We start from the raw sequence: 22,083 nt of genomic DNA, 5'->3' as shown, positions 1-22,083 counted from the left end.
TGCCTTTGCCTTTGCCTTTGCCTTTGCCTTTGCCTTTGCCTTTGCCTTTGCCTTTGGCGAGAGCGTAGCGATTCGCTGCTCTTGATCTTCGTGCGCGCAAGTCCAGGCGACGCAGACTCGCGACTTCAGGAGGCTGAGCAGAGGTGCCTGTAGGGCCAGGTGCGGCAGCACCCTTCGGCGTAGCCGAAGGCGCGAGATGTAGATTTGCGCAGCAAATCGTAGGCCGCGCGGGCCCGGAAGGCGCCGGCGCGAAGGGACCCGAAGCGCAGCGTAGGGCCGGATGGTGGAGCGCAGCCTTTTTTGGTTACTTTTGGCTGGGCCGGCACACCGGGCGTCTGCCAAAAAGTGACCCGCCGTAAGGGCGGAAGGGTGAATCAGCGTCTCCATCGCAAATGGATATACACGCCAATCCCAAAACCATCCCAAAACCACCCCAAAGCCGCAAAAAACTAAGCGCCCTCAGGACTTCTCGAGATTACCCAGAATCCGCGCATGCACCCGCATGCAAATCTCCAGATCCGCCTCATCAACCCCACTAAACAACTCGATCCGCAGCTGGTTGGCAATGGTCTCGATCTGATCGATCAACGGCTTGGCCGGCGGACAGAGCACAATCTTCTTCGCCCGCCGATCCTCCATCACCGCCTGGCGCCGCACCAATCCCTGGCTCTCCAGGCTATCGAGCAAGCGCGCCAGGGTCGGCCCTTCAACGCCGACGCTCTGCGCCAGCTCACGCTGGGTCGGAGCCTCTTCGAAACGGGCCAGGTGCAACAGCACCAGCCAGCGTGCCTGGGATAGATTGAGCCCGGCCAGGCGCCGGTCCAGCTCGGCGCGCCAGCCGCGGGACATCTGGGCCAGCTGCATGCCGAAGCGGTGTTGGTTGTCAGTCAGGGGCATAAACAACTCTATGGATAGAACTAATTATTAGCCAGCTAACCATGCTCCAGCCCTCCAGGCAAGGCTGGCTGAGCCACAAGCGTCCGATAATCGTCATAAAGCATGACAAAGGTCATCAGTACAGCCCGTTACAGCTCAAACTCCGCAGCCAGCGCCGCACGGATGCAATACAGCACCCCTTCCGGCACCCGTTGGCCAAATTGCGGGGCGATGGCCGACACCGGCGGCAGCTCGCCTTCGCCATCGAGGAAGGCATCCTGCACTTCCATCATCAAATCCTCAGGCAGGTCCAGGGCCTGATCCAGGCTCAGTTCCTGACGGCCAATGGCTTCGGCCAGCAGGCTGTAGACGTTCTTTTCACTGCAATTGAGCTGGCCGGCAATCTGCGCAGGCGTCATACCGGCGCGGGCCAGGCTGACCAACTCGTGACGCAAGTCGAGCACCACCTTCGGTGCCTCGGCGCTCTCGCCGCCGTTGAGCACTTCGAGGAACGCCTGGCCATAACGCTCCAGCTTGCGGGCGCCGACGCCGCTGACCTGGGCCATGTCGCTGAGGCTGGTGGGTTGGCTGCGCAGCATTTCCAGCAGGGTCGAATCGGGGAAGATGACGTACGGCGGTACGCTGTGCTCTTCGGCCAATTTGCGCCGCAGGGTGCGCAAGGCCTCCCACAGCTCGCGCTCTTCGGCACGCACCAGCTGGCTGGCTGGGCTACCGCCGCTGCTGGAGGATTTGGCCGTAGTCTGCGGCTTGAGGTCGCGGCGCAACTGCAGGTTCACTTCGCCACGCAGCAGCGGCCGGCAACTGTCGGACAAGCGCAGACCGCCATAGCCCTCCAGGTCGATGTCGACCAGGCCACGGGCAACCAGTTGGCGGAACAACGAGCGCCATTCGTTTTCACCGACGGATTTGCCGACACCGAATACCGAAAGCTTCTCGTGGCCAAAGTTACGCACCTTCTCGGTGTCCTTGCCCACCAGCACATCGACCAGGTGACCCACGCCGTAGCGCTGGCCGGTGCGGAACACCGCCGACAGGGCCTGACGCGCAGGCTCGGTGGCATCCCAGGTCTGCACCTGGTCGACGCAGTTGTCGCAGTGCCCGCATGGTTGCTCGAGCACCTCGTCGAAATAGGCCAGTAGCGACTGACGACGGCAGCGGGTTTCTTCGCACAGCGCCAGCATGGCGTCGAGCTTGTGCTGTTCGATGCGCTTGTGGCGCTCATCGCCTTCGGAGTTCTGCAGCATCTGCTTGAGCATCACCATGTCCTGCAGGCCGTAGGCCATCCAGGCATCCGAAGGCAGGCCATCACGGCCGGCACGACCGGTTTCCTGGTAGTAGGCCTCAAGCGACTTGGGCAGATCCAGGTGGGCGACGAAGCGCACGTTGGGCTTGTCGATGCCCATGCCGAAAGCAATGGTGGCGACCATGATCAGGCCTTCCTCATTGAGGAAGCGATGCTGGTTGCTCGAACGGGTCTCGGCAGGCAGGCCGGCGTGATAGGGCAAGGCCGGAAAGCCCTGCTCGCAGAGGAAGGCGGCGGTCTCGTCGACCTTCTTGCGCGACAGGCAGTACACAATACCGGCGTTTCCCCGGCGCTCGCCGAGAAACGCCATCAGCTGCTTGCGGGGCGACTCCTTGGGCACGATGCGGTAGAAAATGTTCGGCCGGTCGAAGCTCGACAGGAAGCGCTCGGCACCTTGCAGGTGCAGGCGCTGGACGATCTCTTCGCGGGTACGCATGTCGGCCGTGGCGGTCAGGGCAATGCGCGGTACATGCGGGAACAGCTCGGCCAGTTGGCCCAGTTGCAGATACTCAGGACGGAAGTCGTGGCCCCATTGCGAAACGCAGTGGGCTTCATCGATGGCGAACAAGGAGATATCCAGGTCGCGCAGGAAATCCAGCATGCGCGGCTGCACCAGGCGCTCGGGAGCAAGGTAGAGCATCTTCACTTCGCCCCGGCGCAGGCGCCCGGCCAGCTCGCGCTGTTGCTCGGCACTGAGCGTCGAGTTCAAGGCAGCCGCTGCCACGCCCAGCTCGTCGAGCGTGGCAACCTGGTCGTCCATCAATGCGATCAGCGGCGAGACCACCACGGTAAGACCTGGTCGCAGCAGCCCGGGGACCTGGAAGCACAGCGACTTGCCGCCACCGGTGGGCATCAGTACCAGCGCATCGCCGCCGTTGGCTACGCATTCGATGATCGCTGCCTGGCGCCCGCGGAAACTGTCGTAGCCGAAGATGTCCTTGAGGACGCGCTGAGCCTGTTCGAGCATTGCTAACTCCGAAATCGCCGTACCATCCTGGACACAGGCTGGACGATAAACCCGCCCTGCACACGTGCGAATGCGTAAGCAGCTTTTGCCAGAGGCCCCGCAAAAGGCTGCTCTGGCTGAAAAATCGCGGATTATACCCCACTGGCTGCTGCGAAAGGACGCTGTGCTGACAGACGTTCCCTTTGCCCCGTCGCGCCAGCAAGGTGCTAGAATTCCATATCGATTATTCCCCAAGGTAGCCCCGTAATGTCCTTCGCCGAGCAACTGACCCGCCTGCAAGCCTTCCTCGACGCCGACGAGCTGCACGAAGAAGCGCTGGACTACGTCGCCGCCCACGGCTACCTGACCGCGCTGTCGATCACTGCCGAAGACGTCCCAGAGCGCGAATGGATCGATGCGCTGTTCGCCGAGGAACCTCATTACACCAGCGATGCCCAGCGCGTCGAAATCGAAGCCACCCTGGTCGCCCTGAAAGCCCATATCGGCCGTCAGCTGGCCAGCGACGATGAATTCGAGCTGCCATGCGATCTGGACCTGACCGAAGAGCCGGACGATTCCGACCTGCGCGGCTGGTGCATCGGCTTTATGGAAGGGGTGTTCCTGCGCGAAGAAGCCTGGTTCGAGAACGCCGAGGAAGAAGTCAGCGAGATGCTGCTGCCGATCATGGTCGGTTCCGGTCTGTTCGACGAGCAGCCAGAGTTCGCCGACATTGCCAGCGATGCCAACCTGCAGGACGACATGATCGTGCAGATTCCTGAGGCACTGACTGCGCTGTTCCTGCTGCTGCACGCTCCGGACGAGAAGCCAGCCCTGCTCAAACCGCGTCATCACTGATACAGCCGTGCGCTACCTGCTGCTGGCCATCGGCTGGCTCAGCGTCGCGCTGGGAGTGCTGGGGATCTTCCTGCCGGTGTTGCCCACCACTCCCTTTCTGTTGCTGGCAGCGGCCTGTTTCGCCCGCAGCTCGCCACGTCTTCATGATTGGTTGATCAACCATCCCACGCTCGGTCCATGGATCCGCGACTACCTCAGCGGTGAAGGGATCCCACTCAAGGGCAAGGTCTACGCCATCGGCCTGATGTGGGCCAGCATCGGCCTGTCGTGCTACCTGGTGCCGTTATTCTGGGCCAGGGCCTTCATGCTCAGCAGTGCGGTGCTGGTGAGCCTGTACATCCTCAAGCAGAAGACCTTGCGCCGGTCCTGATACTCATCCGTTTCAGTACCGGCCTCATCGCTGCGCGTTTGTCCTGCGATGAGGCCAGCCCTGCCAATCCGTCTACACGTTATCCACCTTCAACGAGTGATCATTGAGCATGCCGTTGATGATGGTCGCGGTGTCATGCCCCGAGGCGATCAACCCACCCGCCCCCGCCGAGACGCCGTAGTGCTGGGCCAGATCGACCCCGGCCAGGTCGATGGTCTGGGTAGGCGTAGCCCCCGCCACGCTGCTGACCTCGATGGTCGAGACCACGTTGCTACCGGTGCCACTGACCTTGAAGTGCAGGTAATCATCCAGCGATGCCGCCGTGGCGTTCTCCCCTTGCAGCAACTGCGACAGGTCCAGGTGATCGCTGCCTGGAGTAAAGTCGGTGACCCGATCATGGCCGCTGTCGCCCTTCTGCCAGACGAAGGTGTCGTTGCCGCTGCCGCCAGTGAGGGTGTCGTCGCCCGGGCCACCAATCAGGATGTCATTGCCCGCCCCACCCTTGAGCACATCATTGCCCAGCCCGCCGCTGAGCAGGTTGTTCGCACCATTGCCGATCAGCGTATCGTGGTAGTCCGAGCCGATCAGGTTTTCGATACTGACCAAGCTATCCAGACCGCCCCCTCCGGTGTTCTGCTGACCCGCGACGTTCAGATCGATAGTCACCGCACTTGCCGCCGAGGCATAACTGGCCGTGTCGTTACCCGCCCCCCCATTGAGCAGGTCATTGCCTGCCCCGCCAATCAACAGGTCGTCGCCGTCACCGCCGTACAGGCTGTCGTTGCCCGTGCCCCCCACTAGCACATCGTGTCCATCACCCCCGTTGAGGGTGTCATCGCCGGCGCCCGCCAACAGCACATCATCGCCTGCGGTGCCGTTGACGACACTGCCCGCCTGGTAGGTGATATCCAGCGCAGCCGCGGTCGTGCCAGCGTGGTTGTCGCTGGCCGTGTAGCTGCCGTGGTAGACCTCATTCTGGGCATTGGCGTAGTCGATCACCATGCTCAGTTTGTACAGCTCGGCCGCCTTGCTATTGCCATAGGCGTTCTCGGTATTGACCACGTGGATGCTGTACAGCCCATCGTGGTCGGCGGTGAAGCTGCTGCCATTGGCGACGGCCTGATAACTGCCGCCAGCTTCTTTCCACTCCAGCAGCAGGTTGCCTTGCGGCCGATCATGATCGAGCTTGAGCGTTTCGCCTTTGCGCAGGCTAACGCTGATCACATCCTCATCGTTGGCGTTGCCGTTACTGATCGAGCCGAGGTAGCCAGCAATCACCAGCGCAGCGGTCATCGAAGTCGAGTTGGCGACGAAGGCGCTGCGGTCGAGCTCCTTGAGCTGATTGGCAGACTTGTTGTCGTTGCCATCGAACTTGATCGGCTGCCCGCTACCACTGGCAGCGAAACCTGCCCCCTTGTCGGCGAAGCCTGTGTTGAAGGTGATCGGCGCGGCGCTCAAGCGGTCATGATCAGGGTCGCGGTCATTGGCCAGCAGGGCCTCGGCTGGAACGCTGAGGCTAGCACCGGCGATATTGGTGATGATGTGATCATCGCCCGCCACGGGGGCATGGTTGCTGTTGATCTTGACCACCAGGTTGGCGCTGCTGGTATCGCCATCGTTGTCGCTGACGGTGAAGCCGAACTTCTCGACCTGGCTGCTACCGCTGTCCTTGGGCGGCTTGTAGGTGAACTCGCCAGTGTCCATGTCGACCATCAGCACGCCGCCCAGGGCGGTCTTGATACCGAGGGTATGGGTGGCAGGATCGAACGCCGCCTTGTCCACGCCGCCCACGGCGCTATAACCGCCGTGCCCGGCATTGGCTTTCGGGTCGAAGGTGTAGGTCACGCCATCGACCAACAGCGCCTTGATGAAGCCCCCATCGGCACCGAAATGACCGCCACTGAGCAAGCTGCCGGTGATCGGCGAGCCCTGCACTGTCCCCGTGAGCACTGCACTGAGCTGGCTGAGGTCGGTAACCACCACCGAGTTGGTGTCGGTGTGGCTGGTGCCATCGTAGGCCAGTGGGTTGAGGTTGGTTTCATTGACCCCCGTGCCCATGCCAATGGCGTAGGACTTGATGCCATTGCTATCGAGGAAGTTTTCCCAGCTGGTTTCCCGTACCGGCGTCATCGCATGCCCAGTGGTGGGCTCGCCATCGGAGAAGAAGTAGCTGATGTTCTGCGCACCCAGCAACTTGCCCTCTTTGCCGAATGCCGTCTGCGCGCTGCTGGCGGCGGAATCGTAATAGGTCGAGCCGTCCGCCTTTAGACCGGCGACGATGGCCTTGGCCTGGTCGATCGAAACCCAGACATCGGACTTGACCGAAGCGCCGGTGGCGAAGGTGACGATCTGCACCTTGATATCGCCCATGTCATCGTACTTGTCGAGCAAGGCGTTGATCGCTTCCTTGGCCAGATCCAGACGGCTCAGGCCTGGTACACCGGATCTTAAGGTCATGCTGCCGGACACATCGATCACCAGCAGGATGTTGGAGTCCACCTGGCCTGGGGTGATCGAGCGTTCGGCGCAGACGGCCTTGGGCACGTCATCGACGATGTTGATGGCAATGGTGCTGGTGGTGCTGTTGCCCAAAGCGTCGGTGGCTTTGTAGGTGAAGGTTTCGCTGATCCGGTTGGCGCCGTCGTTGGCCCCTCCCGGAGTCTTCGGTGCCGAGGTCAGGGTATAGGTGTAGGAGCCATCGGCCTTGAGCAACAATTGCCCGAATTGGCCGACAGGGTCGCCGACCAGGCTGTAGGTCAGCGGACCGACACCGCCGCCGACCGAACCGACCAATGTGCCCGATGCCGTCTCGGCGGTGGAGCCTGGATTACTGCCGGTGACGTTGCCGGCCGCCAGGTCGTTGCCGTCCTTGTTCAGGTCCAGGGCTTTCTCGTACACCGTAACGTCGTTGTCGGCACACGCGATCAGTTTGCTGTCATGCACCTTGATGCTGATGGTGGTGGTGCTTTGGTCACCGTCGGCATCGCGGATGGTGTAGACGAAGGTGTCAATGGCCCCCGCGGGTGCCACGCTATTGGGGTTGGCGTGATAGACCGCATTGCCCTTGGCATCCAGGGTCAGGTAGCCATAGTCGCCCTGCACCTGGGTGGCCAGCTGGCCGACCGCCGAGGTCGAAGTGTCGGAGCCGGCGCGCACGCCGATCACGTACTTGCCATCCGCCGCAACGTCCGCCCCGATCACATCGTTGTCCAGCACGTTGCCAGTGACCGTACCGCCCTCGATCACGGTCGCCGTATCGCAATGGGCCTTGGGCACATCGTCGACGATGCTGATGACGATGGTGCTGGTGGTGCTGTTGCCGGCCGCGTCTTTCACCTGATAGGTGAAGGTCTCAGTGGTGACATTTGCCCCGTCATTGGCCGGTACCGGCGACTTGGGCGCCGACGTCAGGGTGTAGGTGTAGGAACCATCGGCGTTGAGCTTGATCTGGCCATACTGGCCTTCGGCATTGCCGACCAGGCTATAGGTCAAGGCACCCACGCCCCCGGTGACGGCGCCGAGCAATGTGCCAGAGGCTGTTTCGCCGGTCGACCCTGGCTGGCTGCCGACGACTGTGCCGGGCGCCAGGTCTTGGCCGTCCTGCTTGAGATCGAGGGCTTTTTCGTAGACCTTCACGTCAGTGTCTTCACAGGCAACCAGCTGGCTGTCGTGGACCTTGATGGTGAGGGTGGTGGTGCTTTCATCACCGTCAGCATCACGGATGGTGTAGACGAAGGTGTCGGTGGCACCGGCCGGCGCCACGCTGTTGGGGTTGGCGTGATAGACCGCATTGCCCTTGGCATCCAGGGTCAGGTAGCCATAGTCGCCCTGCACCTGGGTCGCCAGTTGGCCGACTGCCGAGGTCGAGGTATCGGAGCCGGCGCGTACGCCGACCACGTATTTGCCATCGCTCGGTACATCGGCGCCGATCTTGTCGTTGACCAGCACATTGCCTTCGACCACGCCACCCTCGTAGACACTGACGAAATCGCTGTAGGCCTTGGGCACGTCATCGACGATGCTGACGACAATGGTGCTGGTGGTGGTGTTGCCCAGCGAGTCTTTCACCTGGTAGGTAAAGGATTCGCTCAGGGTATTGGGGCCATCGTTGACCTGATTGGGCGAGTTGGGCGCCGATGTCAGGGTATAGGTGTACGAGCCATCGCCATTGAGCTTGATCTGGCCATACTGGCCGACCGCGCTGCCCACCAAGGTATAGGTCAGGGCGCCAACGCCTCCAGTGACCAGGCCCGCCACCGTGCCAGAGGCGGTTTCCGCCGTGGAGGTGGGGTTGCTGCCTTGGACGTTGCCCGCCGCCAGATCATTACCATCCTTGCTCAGGTCCAGCGCATTTTCATACACCGTGACCCCACCCTCACCGCCCACCACCCACGAACAGTCGTGCACCTTGATGGTGACAGTGGTGGTGCTTACGTCACCGTCCGCATCGCGAATGGTGTAGACGAAGGTGTCGGTCGCACCGGCTGGAGCCACGCTGTTGGGGTTGGCGTGGTAGACCGCATTGCCCTTGGCATCCAAAGTCAGGTAGCCATAGTCGCCCTGCACCTTGGTTTCCAGCTGGCCAATCGCCGAGGTCGAGGTATCGGAACCGGCGCGCACGCCCACCACATACTTGCCCTCGCCTGGCACGTCGGCACCGATCTTGTCGTTGATCAGCACATTGCCTTCGACCGTACCGCCTTCGTAGACACTGGCAAAATCGCTCTGGGCCTTGGGGATGTCATCGACGATGTTCACATCCAGGCTGCCAGTGGCGGTGCTGCCGTCGCTGTCCTTGGCGATCACCGTGAAGCTTTCCTGCAGGCTGTTGGTGCCATCGCCGGGGGCATGGGTTTCGTTGTCGAGCAGGGTGTAGCTGTAGCTCACCACCCCGGTGCTGGGGTTGTAGCCGGTAATGGTCAGGGTGTTGCCAAGGGGGGTGGTGAGCGACTGCGGGAAGCTCACCGGCACACCGCCGCTGACCAAGGTGATGCCGCCAACGCTCAACGTCTGCAGGCCGTCCGGCGCGCTCACGGTGAAGCTGCCGCTTTGGGTCAGCGCACCCTGGTTCGGCGCGCTACCGTCGGCCAGGTTCTTCTCGAACACAGTCAGTTCGCCGCCATTGACCTGCAGCCCACCCAAGGTCACCGGGTCGTTGAAGTTGCTGACGTTCAGGGTCAGGGTGGCGCTGCTGGTATCGCCATCGGCGTCTTTGATGGTGTAGGTGAAGGTTTCCACCCCACTGGCGCCACCTTTGAGGCCTTTGAAGTCCGGATCGTTAGTGTTGAGCGTGTAGGTGTAGCTGCCGTCTGCCGCCAGCACCAGGGTGCCGTAGGTGCCGGTGAAGGTGCCGCCGATGACCGGACCACCCGCCACCCGATCAGCGCCTTGTTGGTCATTGACCAGCACATTGCCGGTCAGCTCGGTGTGCTGCTCGGTCGCGGTAACGGCGTTGGTGTCGTGCTCGGCCTTGGGCACGTCATCGACGATGTTCACGTCCAGCTTGCCGGTGGCGCTGCTGCCGTCGCTGTCCTGGGCGGTGACCGTGAAGCGCTCATGCAGGCTGTTGTTGCCCTGGCCGTTGGCATGGGCCTCGTTGTCGAGCAAGGTGTAGCTGTAGCTGACGACCCCAGTGCTGGGGTTGTAGCCAGTGATGGTCAGGGTGTTGCCCAGCGCCGTGGTGACTGATTGCGGGAAGCCCACTGCGACCCCACCGCTGACCACCGTGATGCCGCCGACACTCAGGTTCTGCAGGCCATCGGGCGCAGTCACGGTAAAGCTGCCGCTCTGGGTCAAGGCGCTCTGATTCGGCGCGCTGCCGTCGCCGAGGTTTTTCTCGAAGACGGTCAGTTCACCGCCCTGCACATCCAGCCCAGCCAAGGTCACTGGGTCGTTGAGGTTGCTGACGTTCAACGTCAGCGTGGCGCTGCTGGTGTCGCCGTCTGCATCCTTGATGGTGTAGGTGAAGGTTTCCTGGCCATTGCCACCGCCCTTAAGACCTTGGAAGTCCGGGTCATTGGTATTGAGCGTGTAGGTGTAGCTGCCATCTGCTGCCATCACCAGGGTGCCGTAGGTGCCGGTGAAGGTGCCAGCGATTACCGGACCCCCGGCGACACGGTCGGCGCCCTGCTGGTCGTTGGTCAGGACATTGCCGGTCAGCTCAACATGCTGCTCGGTGGCCGCCAGCGCATTGCTGTCGTTGACAGCCTTGGGTACATCGTCACGAATCAGCACATCCAGGCTGCCGCTGGCGACATCTCCATCGGTGTCGCTGACCAGCACCGGGAAGTGCTCACCGAGGCTGTTGTTGCCAGCGCCGTTGGCATGTTGCTCGGCACCGCTGAGGGTGTAGCTGTAGCTCACGACGCCGGTTGCCGGGTTGTAGCCGGTGATAGTCAGGGTATTGCCCAGAGGCGTGGTTATCGATTGACCGACACCCGTGACCGCTCCTGCCGTGACCACGTTGATCCCGCCGACGCTGAGATTGAACACACCGTCAGGCGCCACCACGGTAAAGGTGCCCTGCTGAGTCAGCGCTGCCGGATCGCTGTGCGAGCCCTGGGGCAAGTTGGCTTCATCCAGGATCAGTTCACCGGGGCTGAGGTCCAGCCCTTGCAGATTGACCGGATGATCCGGCTGTTCGACTGGCGGTGTGGGCGGCAGCGGGCGAGCGATCGAGGTATCGATGTCCAGGTCACCCAGCTCACGGCTGGCCAACTGCGGAATGCCATTGAAGCCTGCGGTGGGGAAGCCGATCTGCGGCTCGACCTGCCCAGCCACCTCACTGAGCATGACGAAACTGTGCCCGCCACCCAACGCGCCCGGAGCGCCGCCGGGGTTCTGCCCCGCCGCTGGCGCCTCGCCTTCTTCGGTTGGGTCGGCACCCGCTGCGATGGCTTGTTGCAAGCGCTCGACATCAGTCAGCTGTGCCTGGCTCGGTGCTGCATCCTGGCTATGCACTTGAGGCGCGTGGTTGGCCAGCAGATCTGCGCTCATCTCAAGGCTGCTGCCACGGCCCAGGGTCAGCTCTGCACCGTTGTGCAAACGCACGGCGACGGCACCGGCACTGCCGGTCTCCAGCTGCTCACCGGCGAACAAGCGATCACCCTCCACCAGCAGGCGACGGCTGCCATCACCGTCGACCGCGAATACCTGACCGACCACCTTGCTGACCACACCGATTAATTTAGCCATGCGCGCACGCCTCCCCTACTGATCGGATTTCGCAGCCAACTGGCGTACCGCAGATCAGGAGAAGCGATGGATGCCGAGCACCCCGTTCGCGTCTGTCTCAACCATGAGATTGGAGCTCTCAGGTGACACGCGAGGCGATAGCAATGATGAAGCTTTGCCATCATTGAGCGACAATTTTTTGTCGCCAAATACCGCCTTGATCCCCTTTTCCATTTCGCTTAGCTGCAAAAATTCTGGAACCTTTCACGATGGCCCAAATCTGCTGTTTTCAGCGCGTATTCCGGACCACCTGATAAGAACAATGTCCCGTAATCCTTAGACCGCATAAGTTTTTTTTCGCATATCCATTATGAAAAAATCTTCTTAGCTGGCCCGCTAAATGTTCTTAGCTCTGTTGTAACAAACCTGAGACGGTTTGCTCACTATATTTCGTCATTTTATTGACGAACGCAGGACACATTTAGAGACCAGGGAGATGTACCCCATGCGCGTTCTTACCCCCATCACCAGTGCAATCCTGTTGGCTGCGGCGTGCGCCAACGTTCAGGCGATGTCGCTTAACGAAGCTGTTCAGAACGCCGTGGACCATCACCCGGAAATCAGCTCTTATCGCAACAGTCGCCTGTCTGCCGATGAAGATGTGAAATTTGCCCGTGGGGGGTTTTACCCAAGCGTTGACCTGGTAGCCGGCTACGGCCGCCAGCGCTCCGACAACCTCAACACCCGCGGGCTCAATCCTGACGGTACGCGTAACCACAACAAGGAGACGCTGAACTACACCCAGTCGGAGCTGCGCCTGCGCCAGATGATCTTCGACGGCTTCAACACCGCCAACGAAGTTGGACGCACTGAGGCGGTGGCCAATTCGCGCGCCTACTACACCCAGGCAGTCGCCCAGGACATCGCCTTGCGCACCATCGAGGTATACCTGGAAGTGCTCAAGCGTCGCGAGCTGGTGACGTTGGCCAAGAACAACCTGCAAGCCCACCTGCGCGTCAACGACCAGATCGGTCTGCGCAGCGAGCGTGGCGTCGGCAGCACCGCTGACCTCGATCAGTCCCGCGCCCGCCGCGCCCTGGCAGAAAACAACCTGGATACCGCCGAAGTCGATCTGGCCGACGCCGAGGCCAACTTCTACAGCGTGGTCGGCCGCGTTCCCGACGAGCTGGAAACGCCCTCCACGATCAAGGTGGAAATGCCTGCCAACCTGGAGGACGCACGCCGCGGCATGCAAGAGAACAACCCCTACCTGCGTTCTGCCCAGGCCGACGTGAATGCTGCCGAGCAACAGTACGAAGTGGCCAAGTCCCCCTTCTATCCACGCCTGGACGCAGTGCTGGCCACCGGCGCCAACAACAACCTGGGCGGTGAGCGCGGCCACAGCAACAATGACTGGCAGGCTGGCGTAGAGCTGAGCTACAACCTATTCCGTGGCGGCAGCGACAAGGCTCGCCTGCAGTCCGACGCGCACAAGATCAACCAGGCCCTGGACATCCGCAACAATGCCCTGCGCGAGCTGAACGAAAACCTCAGCCTGTCGTGGAACGCCATGAACAATGCGCGCAAGCAAACCCCTACCGCCCGCGAATACGCCGAGACCACCCAGCGCGTGCGGGCGGCCTACCAGGACCAATTCGGCCTGGGCCAACGCACCCTGCTCGATGTGCTGGACAGCGAGAACGAGCTGTACAACGCCAACCGGCGCTACACCGAAGTGCGCTACACCGAGGAGTATTCGATGTACCGGGTGCTGGCGACCATGGGTGAACTGCTGAGCAAGCAGCGCATCTCGCTGCCTCCCGAAGCCATTGCCAAGAGCGAAGTACGCAGTGAGGCCAGGTTGCCCGAGATGCGTTAGTCGTTCAGGAAGCTACGTTCGGACGGAGCCGTACCCCCTCCAAATGCGGCAGGAGTAGGCCATCGTGACCAGTATGCAAACACCCCAGCCGCGTCTGGACGTCGATGATCCGTTGCTCGATGGCCTGCTGATCCTGTGCAAACTGCATGGCTGCCCGGCCAGCCGCGCCAGCTTGTGCAGCGGCCTGCCCCTGGCCGAGCAGCGCCTGGGCCAGGAGCTGCTACCACGGGCCGCCGCCCGCGCCGGCTTGCAGGCGCGCGTGCTGACGCGCGAACTGTCGGCGATCTCGGCGCTGAACTTGCCCGTCCTGCTGTTGCTCAACGATGGCCGCAGCGCTGTGCTGCAGCGCTGGGGCGAGGATGGCCGAGCGCTGATCCTGCCCTGTGAAGCTGAAGGCGGCGAGCAATGGGTCGAGCGCCAGGTGCTGGAGCAGGCCTACTGCGGCCAGGCCCTGTTTGCCCGGCCGCGGCATACCTTGGAAAACCTGCGCACGCCGCTGATGCCACGAGTCGATGCCTGGTTCCGCGATACCTTGCGCCATTCGCGCTGGTTGTACAGTGATGCGTTGCTAGCCAGCCTGCTGATCAACCTGCTGGGCCTGATGGTACCGCTGTTCGTCATGCAGACGTACGATCGGGTGGTACCCAACCAGGCTATCTCGACCCTCTGGGTGCTGGTCGCCGGCTTGTTCATCGGCACTGCATTTGAAATGGTCCTGCGCATGGTCCGCGCCCACCTGCTCGACCAGGCCGGCAAGAAGACCGACCTAATCCTCTCCGCCACCCTGTTCGAACGCATCACCGGCATGTCGATGAAAGCCCGCCCAGCGACCATCGGCGGCTTTGCCCAGAGCATTCACGACTTCCAGGGCCTGCGTGAATTCCTCACGGCGGTGACCCTGACCAGCATCATCGACCTGCCGTTCGTGGCGTTGATGCTGGTGGTGATCGGCCTGCTCGGTGGCTGGCTGGTAGTGATTCCGTTGGTGGCGTTTCCGCTGGCAGTGGGCTTTGCCCTGTTCATCCAGATCCGCCTGCGCGACACGGTGGAGAAAAGCCTGAGCCTGGGCGCGGTACGCCAGGCCCTGCTGATCGAGACCCTCGGCGGCCTGGAAACCCTCAAGGCCTGCGGCGCCGAGAGCGAGCGTCAGTACCACTGGGAGCACACCAACGGCGCCATCGCCCGGCTTGATGCACACGCGCGCAACCTGTCTTCGCTGGCCAGTAACGGCACCCTGTTCATCCAGCAGTTCTGCGGCATGGCGACCATCGTTGCGGGGGTCTACAGCATCATTGCCGGCAATCTCAGCGTCGGCGCCCTGGTCGCCAGCTATATGCTCGGCAGCCGGGTGTTGGCGCCGCTGGGGCAGATCGCCGGGCTGATCACTCGCTATCAGCAAGCCCAGCTGACCATGCGCAGCACCGACGCGCTGATGGCCCTGCCGCAGGAACGCCAGCTGGACCAGCAGGCGTTGGAACACACCACGCTCCAGGGCGGCATCGGCGTCAGCCATGTGACCTTCCGCTACCCCGGGCAAACCGCCGCCGCCCTCAACGACGTCAACCTGACCGTGCAACCGGGCGAGCGCATCGGCATCATCGGCCGCAGCGGCTCGGGCAAGAGCACCCTGGGGCGATTGTTGATGGGCTTTCATCACCCGGACGAAGGCCAGGTATTACTGGACAACCTCGACCTGCGTCAGCTGGACATCGCCGACCTGCGCAGCCAGATTGGCTATGTCGCCCACGACCTGCCGCTGCTCGCTGGCAGCCTGCGCGATAACCTGACCCTCGGCGCGCGGCATGTCAGCGACGCGCGCATGCTGGAGGTCGCCGAGCTGACGGGCGTCAGCGAACTGGCTCGGCAACACCCGCAAGGGTTCGACCGGCCAGTGGGTGAGCGCGGCCAACTGCTCTCTGGCGGCCAACGCCAGGCGGTACTGCTGGCCAGGGCTCTGCTGCTGGAGCCGCCGATCCTGATCCTCGACGAGCCGACCAGCCACATGGACAACAGCGGCGAAGAGCAACTGCGCCAGCGCCTGCTGCAATGGGTACCGGGCAAAACCGTGCTGCTGGTCACCCACCGCACCTCGATGCTCAGCCTGGTGGACCGGCTACTGGTGTTGGACAACGGCAAGATCGTCGCCGACGGACCGAAGGATGCGGTCATCGACGCCCTGCGCAAAGGTCGCATCGGCGCGGCCCTGTAGACGTCTTCGAGGAGTAGGTCCATGTCCATCATGCGCAGTTATTTGCAGGGCACCGGCAAGAGCGCCGAGCGCGACTATATGCCGGAGCTTGCCGGCGCCACTTTGCAGGACGCGCCGCGCCTGTCACGCCTGACCGTATGGCTGGCCGCCGCGCTGCTATTGGTGGCGCTGACCTGGGCCAGCTTCGCCGTGCTCGATGAGGTCACAGTCGGCGAAGGCAAGGCCATTCCCTCGAGCAAGGTGCAGGTGATCCAGAACCTGGAAGGCGGCATCGTCACCGAGATCTTCGTCCGCGAGGGCCAGATGGTCGATAAAGGCGCGACGCTGCTGCGCCTGGACGACACCCGTTTTCGCTCCAACAAGGGTGAAAGCGAGGCCGATCGCTATGCATTGACGGCGCAGGTCGAGCGCTTGTCGGCGGAGGCTGAAGGCCGCCCGTTCGAGCTGTCGGACGAAGTGCGCGCCAAAGCGCCACAAGTCGCCGAGGATGAAACCGCCTTGTATCAATCGCGCCAGCGGCGCCTGGCCAGCGAGAAGCAGACGCTCAATGAGCAACTGCGGCAGAAGACCCAGGAGCTTGCCGAGTTCCGCTCCAAGGTCGACCAGTACCGCTCTGCCCTGGGCTTGCTCCAGCAGGAGCTGAACATGTCCTCGCCGCTGGTGGGCACTGGGGCGATTTCCCCGGTGGAAATCCTGCGCCTGAAACAGCGCACCGTCGAAGCCCGCGGCCAGCTCAATGCCACCAGCTTGGCCATCCCACGTGCCGAGGCGGCGGTGGCGGAGATCAAGAGCAAGATCCAAGAGTCGGATGCGACCTTCCGCTCCGAGGCGGCCAAGGAGCTCAACGATAAACGCACGGAGCTGTCGAAGATTGCCGCGACCAGCATCGCCATCGATGACCGGGTCAACCGCACAACGGTGGTGTCGCCGGTACGCGGGATCGTCAAGCTCCTGAAGGTCAATACCATTGGGGGCGTGGTGCAGCCGGGCAGCGATCTGGTGGAGATCGTGCCGATCGAGGATAACCTGCTGATCGAAGCCAAGGTGCGCCCGCAGGATGTCGCGTTCCTACATCCGGGGCAGACGGCGATGGTCAAGTTCAGTGCCTATGACTACACCATCTATGGCGGTCTGAAGGCCAAGCTTGAGCTGATTGGGGCGGACACGGTAACCGATGACAAGGGCAATGCGTTTTATCTGATCCAGGTGCGTACGGACAAGAATCACCTGGGCGGGGACGACAAGCCGTTGCTGATCATCCCCGGGATGGTGGCGACGGTGGACATCATCACTGGGCAGAAGAGTGTGCTGGATTATCTGTTGAAGCCGGTGCTCAAGGCGCGGACTGAGGCTATGAGGGAGCGTTGAAAGGCTCTGAAGTCGCGACGTGAGTGACGGCGCCTGGGTTGGCTTTATCTGCCGATAGTGGTGTGTTGGATAGTCGGACGCCATCGCGGGGCAAGCCCGCTCCCACGGAGTCAGTGCCAGCCGCAAGAGCGGCGCGGTATCTGTGGCAGGTGTGGTGGATATTCCGGCCTCTTCGCGGGCAAGCCCGCGAAGAGGCCGGAACAAACAATACAAAAGAACAATTCAAACCTTGGCCTTGGGTTTGGCTTCGGCGAGAGCGCAGCGATTAGCCTGCTCTTGAGCTTGATCTTGATGCGCGCAGGGTCAGGCGACGTAGATTCGCGACTTCAGGAGGCTGAGCAGAGGTGCCTGAAGGGCCAGGTGCGCAGCACCCTTCGGCGAAGCCGAAGGCGCGAGATGCGGAAAACTCAGACATCCCGAAATCCAGAACCTCACCGCCCTCCATGATTACGCTCGAACGTCTCCCGCCCCATAGCCCTGATCTGCCCCTCGATCAACGCCTCAAACGGCCGCAACAACTGATCAAAACACCCTGGGGCCTCCAACACATTCAGCCCCTGTACCACCGCCTCCAACGTAGACAGAGCCCCTGCCTCGGGCGCCTTGCGCAAACGATACCGCGAAGGCAAAACCTGCCCCAGCGTCACCCGCGGCAATTCCCCTAACAACGGATTGAGGTACAAAAGCTTACGCGCCTTACGCCACGTCCCATCCGGCACAATCAGCATAAAGGGCAATTCACATCCCTCCTGCGCATACCCCACCAAGGCCTGTGCCTGCTCTCCCGGAAACAACAGCACCGGCCGATACCCGGGTGTCGCCAATAACTGATCAAGATCGGCAAACACTTCGCCCACCCGCAACTCGGCATTGACTAACCCCAGGGTTGCCAAACGGGCGGTATTGAGGGCATGCAAACGCTCACTCGGGTGCTGCAACACCACCACGCGAGTACGGCTCTGAAGATGGGGAATCAACGGGCAAAGACAATGATCTTGCGCACGCAGGCAGCGCTCGCAGCGGGGTCTGGACATCGGGTTCTCCTGGCTCAGGCAATTTTGCCACAGCCACCCGAAAAAAAGCCCACATCCCTGTGGGAGAGACGATCACGCGCTATCGGTTGAAACGTTCAGCCAGGCTGTGCAGGTACTCGGCCATGCGCTCAAGGTCCTGGCTGATTTCAGCCCCCTGCTTGGCCTGCCCCGCACTCTGGTCGCACAAGTGCGCGATGCGGGTTATCTGCTGATTGATGTCCTCGGCCACATGGCTTTGCTGCTCCGAAGCTGTCGCCATCTGCTGGCTCATGCCAGTGATACGGCTGACCGCCTGGGCAATGCCTGACAATGCCTCACGCACCGCCTCGACACTGTGCACACTGTCGCGCGAGATCTGCTCGCCGCGATTGGCGGTGGACACCGCGCGCTCAGCCCCCGCGCGCAGGCTGGCAATGATGTGGTGGATCTCATCGGTGGAGGCCCGGGTGCGCTGTGCCAACGAGCGCACCTCGTCGGCGACCACGGCAAACCCGCGGCCCTGCTCGCCCGCCCGCGCCGCCTCGATCGCGGCATTGAGTGCCAGCAGGTTGGTCTGCTCGGCAATCGAGGTGATCACATCGACCACGCTGCCAATCGACTGGGTCTGCTCGGCCAAGGCATTCACGGCCTGACCGATGTCGTTGACCGCCTCGCTCATGCTGCCCATCGCCTGCAGGCTCTGCTGCGCCAGGTCGCTGCCTTGCTGGGCCAGCTGATCGGCGTCGCTGGCCGCATGGGCGGTGCTTTGCACGTTGTGAGTGACTTGCTGGATGGTCGCGGCCATTTGCGCAATGGCGGTGGCCGACTGATCGGTCTCGCTGCGCTGGCGATCGAGCATCTGCGCCTGGGCATCCGACAGGTCCGCCGACTGCGCAGCGCGCGACTTGACCCCGACACCGGCATCGACCAGGCGAGTCAGCGCGGTCTGCAAACGCGCTTCTTCGCTGATGATGGCCAGGTCCAACTGGCCATGCAGACCGGGATTATCACTGTAGGTCAAGGCCACGAGAGGGCTGGTGAAGGCTTTGGGATGCTCATCGAGGGTGCGCTGGATGGCCCGATTGTGCCGATGCTCGATCAAATACCAAGCGCACATTTGGCTGGCCATCAGCACCGCCAGCGCGGCATAGGGCTGCAGCCACAGGTAGCCGGCCGCCGACACCAGCCCCGCGCCGATCAGCGGCCAGCCCTGGCCCAGCCCGTGGCCTAATCGCGCCGCCCAGGGGACTGCACTGCGACCGTTACGCAGGCGTGCATAAAGCGCCTCGGCACGGCGGATCTGCTCTCGACTAGGCACCGAGCGCACCGATTCGTAGCCGCTGATCCGACCATTTTCATAGATCGCCGTGACATAGGCGCTAACCCAATAGAAGTCGCCGTTCTTGGAGCGATTCTTGACCACCCCCATCCACGGTTTGCCCTGTTTGATGGTTTCCCACATGTGACCGAAGACAGACGGCGGCATGTCCGGGTGACGCACCAGGTTGTGGGTCTGCCCGACCAATTCGTCGTAGGTGAAACCGCTGATCGCCACGAATGCGTCATTGCAATAGGTAATGCGGCTGTTGAGGTCGGTGGTGGATATCAGCCGCTGCTCGCTGGAGAAGGTTCTTTCATGCTCGGTGACGGGCAAATTCATGCGCATCGGGGCAGTCCTTGCTTGTGTAGATGATGGGAAATTTCATCAAAGCAAGTAGAGGTTTAGCAGAGCGCCAGCATGAAAGTGGTCAACTTTTTGTAGGAAATTATCCCTGTCAGACGGAATGTCCTAAATGCGGTATTGCCTAGCCTACATTGAGCTGGCTTTTGAGCAGGTCACGGAAGGTCTGGATCAATGGCTCACGGCTGCGACCTCGGCGGATGATCAGCGAGAATGGCGCCTGATAACCGAAGGTAGCCGGCGATAGTACCCGTAGATCCCCTTTATCGACCCAGGCCTGGGCGTAATGCTCAGGCAAATAGCCGATGTAGGCGCCGGAGAGAATCAGGATCAACTGCGCTTCCATGCTTTCCACGGTTGCCGCGCTGTGCTTGAAGCCATGCCGGGCCAGCTCGGCCTGGCTCCAATAACCCCGGCCGACCATGCGCTGCTGGGTCACCACCGGTTCGGGAATGCGCCGTTCGACGAACAATGGGTGCCGGCTGCTGCAATACAGCCAGTGCTGTTCACGATACAACGGCTGATAGACCAGGCCACTCATGCGCGAAGAGAAGGCACCGATGGCCAGGTCCAGACGGTTGTCCTGCACGCCCAGTTGCAGTTCGTAGGGGCTGGAGACCGACAAGTGCAGATGCACCGCCGGATGCTCCTGGCTATAGGCGCCAATCGCCTCAGCCAGGGGCAAGGCGCGATCACCGACAGTCGAGTCGATCACCCCCAGGTTGAGGGTTCCGCGCAGCTCGCCCTTGAGCGCTGCCGCGTATTGCTCGAAACCGTCCATTTCCGCGAGCAGACGCAAGGTCTCCTGATGAAACAGCTCACCCTTGCTGGTCAGGCTGAAGCCTCCGCGCCCGCGGTGGCAAAGGACGATGCCCAAGGAACTCTCGAGCTGACTCATGTAGGTACTGATCGCCGAGGTCGACAGGTTCAGCTCGCGCTGGGCATTGGCGAAACCCTGGTGGCGTACCACGCTGACGAAGATGCGTAGCAGTTTCAGATCGGGCAGGGTCGAGGCCATGGTGCAGCGGTTCCACAGGCTGGAAATGGCCAAAGTCTAACCCGAGCCAGGGCTATTAGTTCAGAAATTCCTGAACTAAGTATTTGCCGGTAGCGATTCTTTCCGCGCACTACCTTGCGCAGACTTGGCCGAAATGTCCCTGCCCGCCGGCACCCTTGCGCCAGCCAGGCGCGCCACGGAACAGGTTCGAACAAACATAACAATCGACCGACTGATGAGGCCCACCGTGGACAAGACTCTTCACCAACCACTGGGCGGCAACGAAATGCCGCGTTTCGGCGGCATCGCCACCATGCTTCGCCTGCCCCACCTGCAAAGCGCCGAAGGCCTGGATGCCGCGTTCGTCGGCGTGCCCCTGGATATCGGCACCTCGCTGCGTTCGGGCACCCGCTTCGGCCCCCGGCAGATCCGCGCCGAGTCGGTCATGATCCGCCCCTACAACATGGCCACCGGTGCCGCGCCCTTCGACTCGCTGTCGATCGCCGACATTGGCGATGTAGCGATCAACACCTTCAACCTGCTCGACGCCGTGCGCATCATCGAAGAAGCCTATGACAACATTGTCGAGCATAATGTCATCCCGCTGACCCTTGGTGGCGACCACACCATCACCTTGCCGATCCTGCGCGCCCTGCATAAAAAGCACGGCAAGATCGGCCTGGTGCACATCGATGCCCACGCCGACGTCAACGATCACATGTTCGGCGAGAAGATCGCCCACGGCACCACCTTCCGCCGCGCAGTGGAAGAAGGCCTGCTCGATTGCGATCGCGTGGTGCAGATCGGCCTGCGCGCCCAGGGCTATACCGCCGACGACTTCAACTGGAGCCGTCGCCAGGGTTTCCGTGTGGTTCAGGCCGAAGAGTGCTGGCACAAGTCGCTGGAGCCATTGATGGCTGAAGTGCGCGAGAAAGTAGGTGGTGGCCCGGTGTACCTGTCGTTCGACATCGACGGCATCGACCCGGCCTGGGCGCCTGGCACTGGCACCCCGGAAATCGGTGGCCTGACCACCATCCAGGCGATGGAAATCATCCGTGGCTGCCACGGCCTGGACCTGATTGGCTGCGACCTGGTCGAGGTTTCGCCGCCCTATGACACCACCGGCAACACCTCGTTGCTCGGCGCCAACCTGCTGTTCGAGATGCTCTGCGTACTGCCAGGTGTCGTACGTCGCTGACGTGTCAGCGACTGGAGCAAGATGAGCGGTTTACCCGAGAGAGGGCTTGCCCCGCGATCGCTATCGCGAAACAAGCCCGCTTCCGCGTGACCCAGGCAGGAGCCATGAAGAGGGGCCGGTGAGGCCCGCCAATACAAGACAAGACCGCCGGGCACCGTGCACCTGCCCGGACGGTCGATCTCGCCATAATAAAG

General features: G+C 62.2%; 12 protein-coding genes. 6 read left to right on the top strand and 6 right to left on the bottom strand.

Annotated features, from left to right (window positions below; all coding sequences use genetic code 11):
• Window positions 1–459 precede the first annotated feature (459 nt).
• Both ACF8K2_RS15015 and recQ read right to left on the bottom strand, forming a co-directional pair.
• The gene (locus ACF8K2_RS15015) at window positions 460–897 is read right to left on the bottom strand and encodes a MarR family transcriptional regulator (protein ID WP_186557505.1); all 438 of its coding nucleotides are present in this window, start codon (window positions 895–897) and stop codon (window positions 460–462) included.
• Between the two features lie 128 nt (window positions 898–1,025).
• Window positions 1,026–3,167, bottom strand: a complete 2,142-nt coding sequence (gene recQ, locus ACF8K2_RS15010; protein ID WP_186557504.1) for a DNA helicase RecQ — start codon at window positions 3,165–3,167, stop codon at window positions 1,026–1,028.
• A 246-nt stretch (window positions 3,168–3,413) separates the two neighbouring features.
• Here recQ and ACF8K2_RS15005 point away from each other — a divergent pair, with 246 nt between their 5' ends.
• Window positions 3,414–4,001 (top strand): YecA family protein, encoded by a 588-nt coding sequence (locus ACF8K2_RS15005; RefSeq protein WP_186557503.1) that lies wholly within the window; start codon window positions 3,414–3,416, stop codon window positions 3,999–4,001.
• 7 nt (window positions 4,002–4,008) lie between these two features.
• Window positions 4,009–4,371 carry a YbaN family protein gene (locus tag ACF8K2_RS15000; RefSeq protein WP_392465604.1) on the top strand — a complete coding sequence of 121 codons (363 nt, stop codon included), beginning with the start codon at window positions 4,009–4,011 and terminating at the stop codon, window positions 4,369–4,371.
• Between the two features lie 72 nt (window positions 4,372–4,443).
• Here ACF8K2_RS15000 and ACF8K2_RS14995 read toward each other — a convergent pair whose 3' ends face one another.
• Window positions 4,444–11,565, bottom strand: a complete 7,122-nt coding sequence (locus tag ACF8K2_RS14995; RefSeq protein ID WP_392465601.1) for a retention module-containing protein — start codon at window positions 11,563–11,565, stop codon at window positions 4,444–4,446.
• A 484-nt stretch (window positions 11,566–12,049) separates the two neighbouring features.
• On the opposite strand from ACF8K2_RS14995, the gene ACF8K2_RS14990 reads away from it, so the two are divergent.
• The 3 genes from ACF8K2_RS14990 (at window position 12,050) to ACF8K2_RS14980 (ending at window position 17,000) form a co-directional block, all read left to right on the top strand.
• The gene (locus ACF8K2_RS14990; RefSeq protein WP_264237096.1) at window positions 12,050–13,423 is read left to right on the top strand and encodes a TolC family outer membrane protein; all 1,374 of its coding nucleotides are present in this window, start codon (window positions 12,050–12,052) and stop codon (window positions 13,421–13,423) included.
• A gap of 73 nt (window positions 13,424–13,496) precedes the next feature.
• Window positions 13,497–15,632 carry a type I secretion system permease/ATPase gene (locus ACF8K2_RS14985; RefSeq protein ID WP_186557508.1) on the top strand — a complete coding sequence of 712 codons (2,136 nt, stop codon included), beginning with the start codon at window positions 13,497–13,499 and terminating at the stop codon, window positions 15,630–15,632.
• A 21-nt stretch (window positions 15,633–15,653) separates the two neighbouring features.
• Entirely contained in the window at window positions 15,654–17,000 is a 1,347-nt protein-coding gene (locus ACF8K2_RS14980; protein WP_186557499.1) for an HlyD family type I secretion periplasmic adaptor subunit, read from the top strand.
• A gap of 431 nt (window positions 17,001–17,431) precedes the next feature.
• Here ACF8K2_RS14980 and ACF8K2_RS14975 read toward each other — a convergent pair whose 3' ends face one another.
• The 3 genes from ACF8K2_RS14975 to ACF8K2_RS14965 all read right to left on the bottom strand — a co-directional run bounded on the left by ACF8K2_RS14975 (window position 17,432) and on the right by ACF8K2_RS14965 (window position 20,712).
• Complete coding sequence (locus tag ACF8K2_RS14975) at window positions 17,432–18,034, bottom strand: tRNA-uridine aminocarboxypropyltransferase (protein ID WP_186557498.1); 603 nt, start codon at window positions 18,032–18,034, stop codon at window positions 17,432–17,434.
• A gap of 79 nt (window positions 18,035–18,113) precedes the next feature.
• Window positions 18,114–19,679 (bottom strand): methyl-accepting chemotaxis protein, encoded by a 1,566-nt coding sequence (locus ACF8K2_RS14970; protein WP_392465596.1) that lies wholly within the window; start codon window positions 19,677–19,679, stop codon window positions 18,114–18,116.
• 139 nt (window positions 19,680–19,818) lie between these two features.
• Window positions 19,819–20,712 carry a LysR family transcriptional regulator gene (locus ACF8K2_RS14965; RefSeq protein WP_186557496.1) on the bottom strand — a complete coding sequence of 298 codons (894 nt, stop codon included), beginning with the start codon at window positions 20,710–20,712 and terminating at the stop codon, window positions 19,819–19,821.
• A gap of 226 nt (window positions 20,713–20,938) precedes the next feature.
• Here ACF8K2_RS14965 and speB point away from each other — a divergent pair, with 226 nt between their 5' ends.
• Window positions 20,939–21,889, top strand: coding sequence for an agmatinase (speB, locus tag ACF8K2_RS14960; protein WP_186557495.1), 951 nt, complete (start codon window positions 20,939–20,941; stop codon window positions 21,887–21,889).
• Window positions 21,890–22,083 lie beyond the last annotated feature (194 nt).

This window comes from Pseudomonas sp. xss_2, from assembly GCF_043104195.1.
GTDB lineage: Bacteria > Pseudomonadota > Gammaproteobacteria > Pseudomonadales > Pseudomonadaceae > Aquipseudomonas > Aquipseudomonas urmiensis.
Note: the sequence above shows the minus strand (reverse complement) of the source record. Positions and strands in the feature narration are given on the sequence as shown.

What these genes read in the sequence shown, in the direction of transcription:
- ACF8K2_RS15015 (WP_186557505.1), bottom strand. Translation starts at nt 897, where the DNA reads ATGCCCCTGACTGACAACCAACACCGCTTCGGCATGCAGCTGGCCCAG.
- recQ (WP_186557504.1), bottom strand. Translation starts at nt 3,167, where the DNA reads ATGCTCGAACAGGCTCAGCGCGTCCTCAAGGACATCTTCGGCTACGAC.
- ACF8K2_RS15005 (WP_186557503.1), top strand. Translation starts at nt 3,414, where the DNA reads ATGTCCTTCGCCGAGCAACTGACCCGCCTGCAAGCCTTCCTCGACGCC.
- ACF8K2_RS14995 (WP_392465601.1), bottom strand. Translation starts at nt 11,565, where the DNA reads ATGGCTAAATTAATCGGTGTGGTCAGCAAGGTGGTCGGTCAGGTATTC.
- ACF8K2_RS14990 (WP_264237096.1), top strand. Translation starts at nt 12,050, where the DNA reads ATGCGCGTTCTTACCCCCATCACCAGTGCAATCCTGTTGGCTGCGGCG.
- ACF8K2_RS14985 (WP_186557508.1), top strand. Translation starts at nt 13,497, where the DNA reads ATGCAAACACCCCAGCCGCGTCTGGACGTCGATGATCCGTTGCTCGAT.
- ACF8K2_RS14980 (WP_186557499.1), top strand. Translation starts at nt 15,654, where the DNA reads ATGTCCATCATGCGCAGTTATTTGCAGGGCACCGGCAAGAGCGCCGAG.
- ACF8K2_RS14975 (WP_186557498.1), bottom strand. Translation starts at nt 18,034, where the DNA reads ATGTCCAGACCCCGCTGCGAGCGCTGCCTGCGTGCGCAAGATCATTGT.
- ACF8K2_RS14970 (WP_392465596.1), bottom strand. Translation starts at nt 19,679, where the DNA reads ATGCGCATGAATTTGCCCGTCACCGAGCATGAAAGAACCTTCTCCAGC.
- ACF8K2_RS14965 (WP_186557496.1), bottom strand. Translation starts at nt 20,712, where the DNA reads ATGGCCTCGACCCTGCCCGATCTGAAACTGCTACGCATCTTCGTCAGC.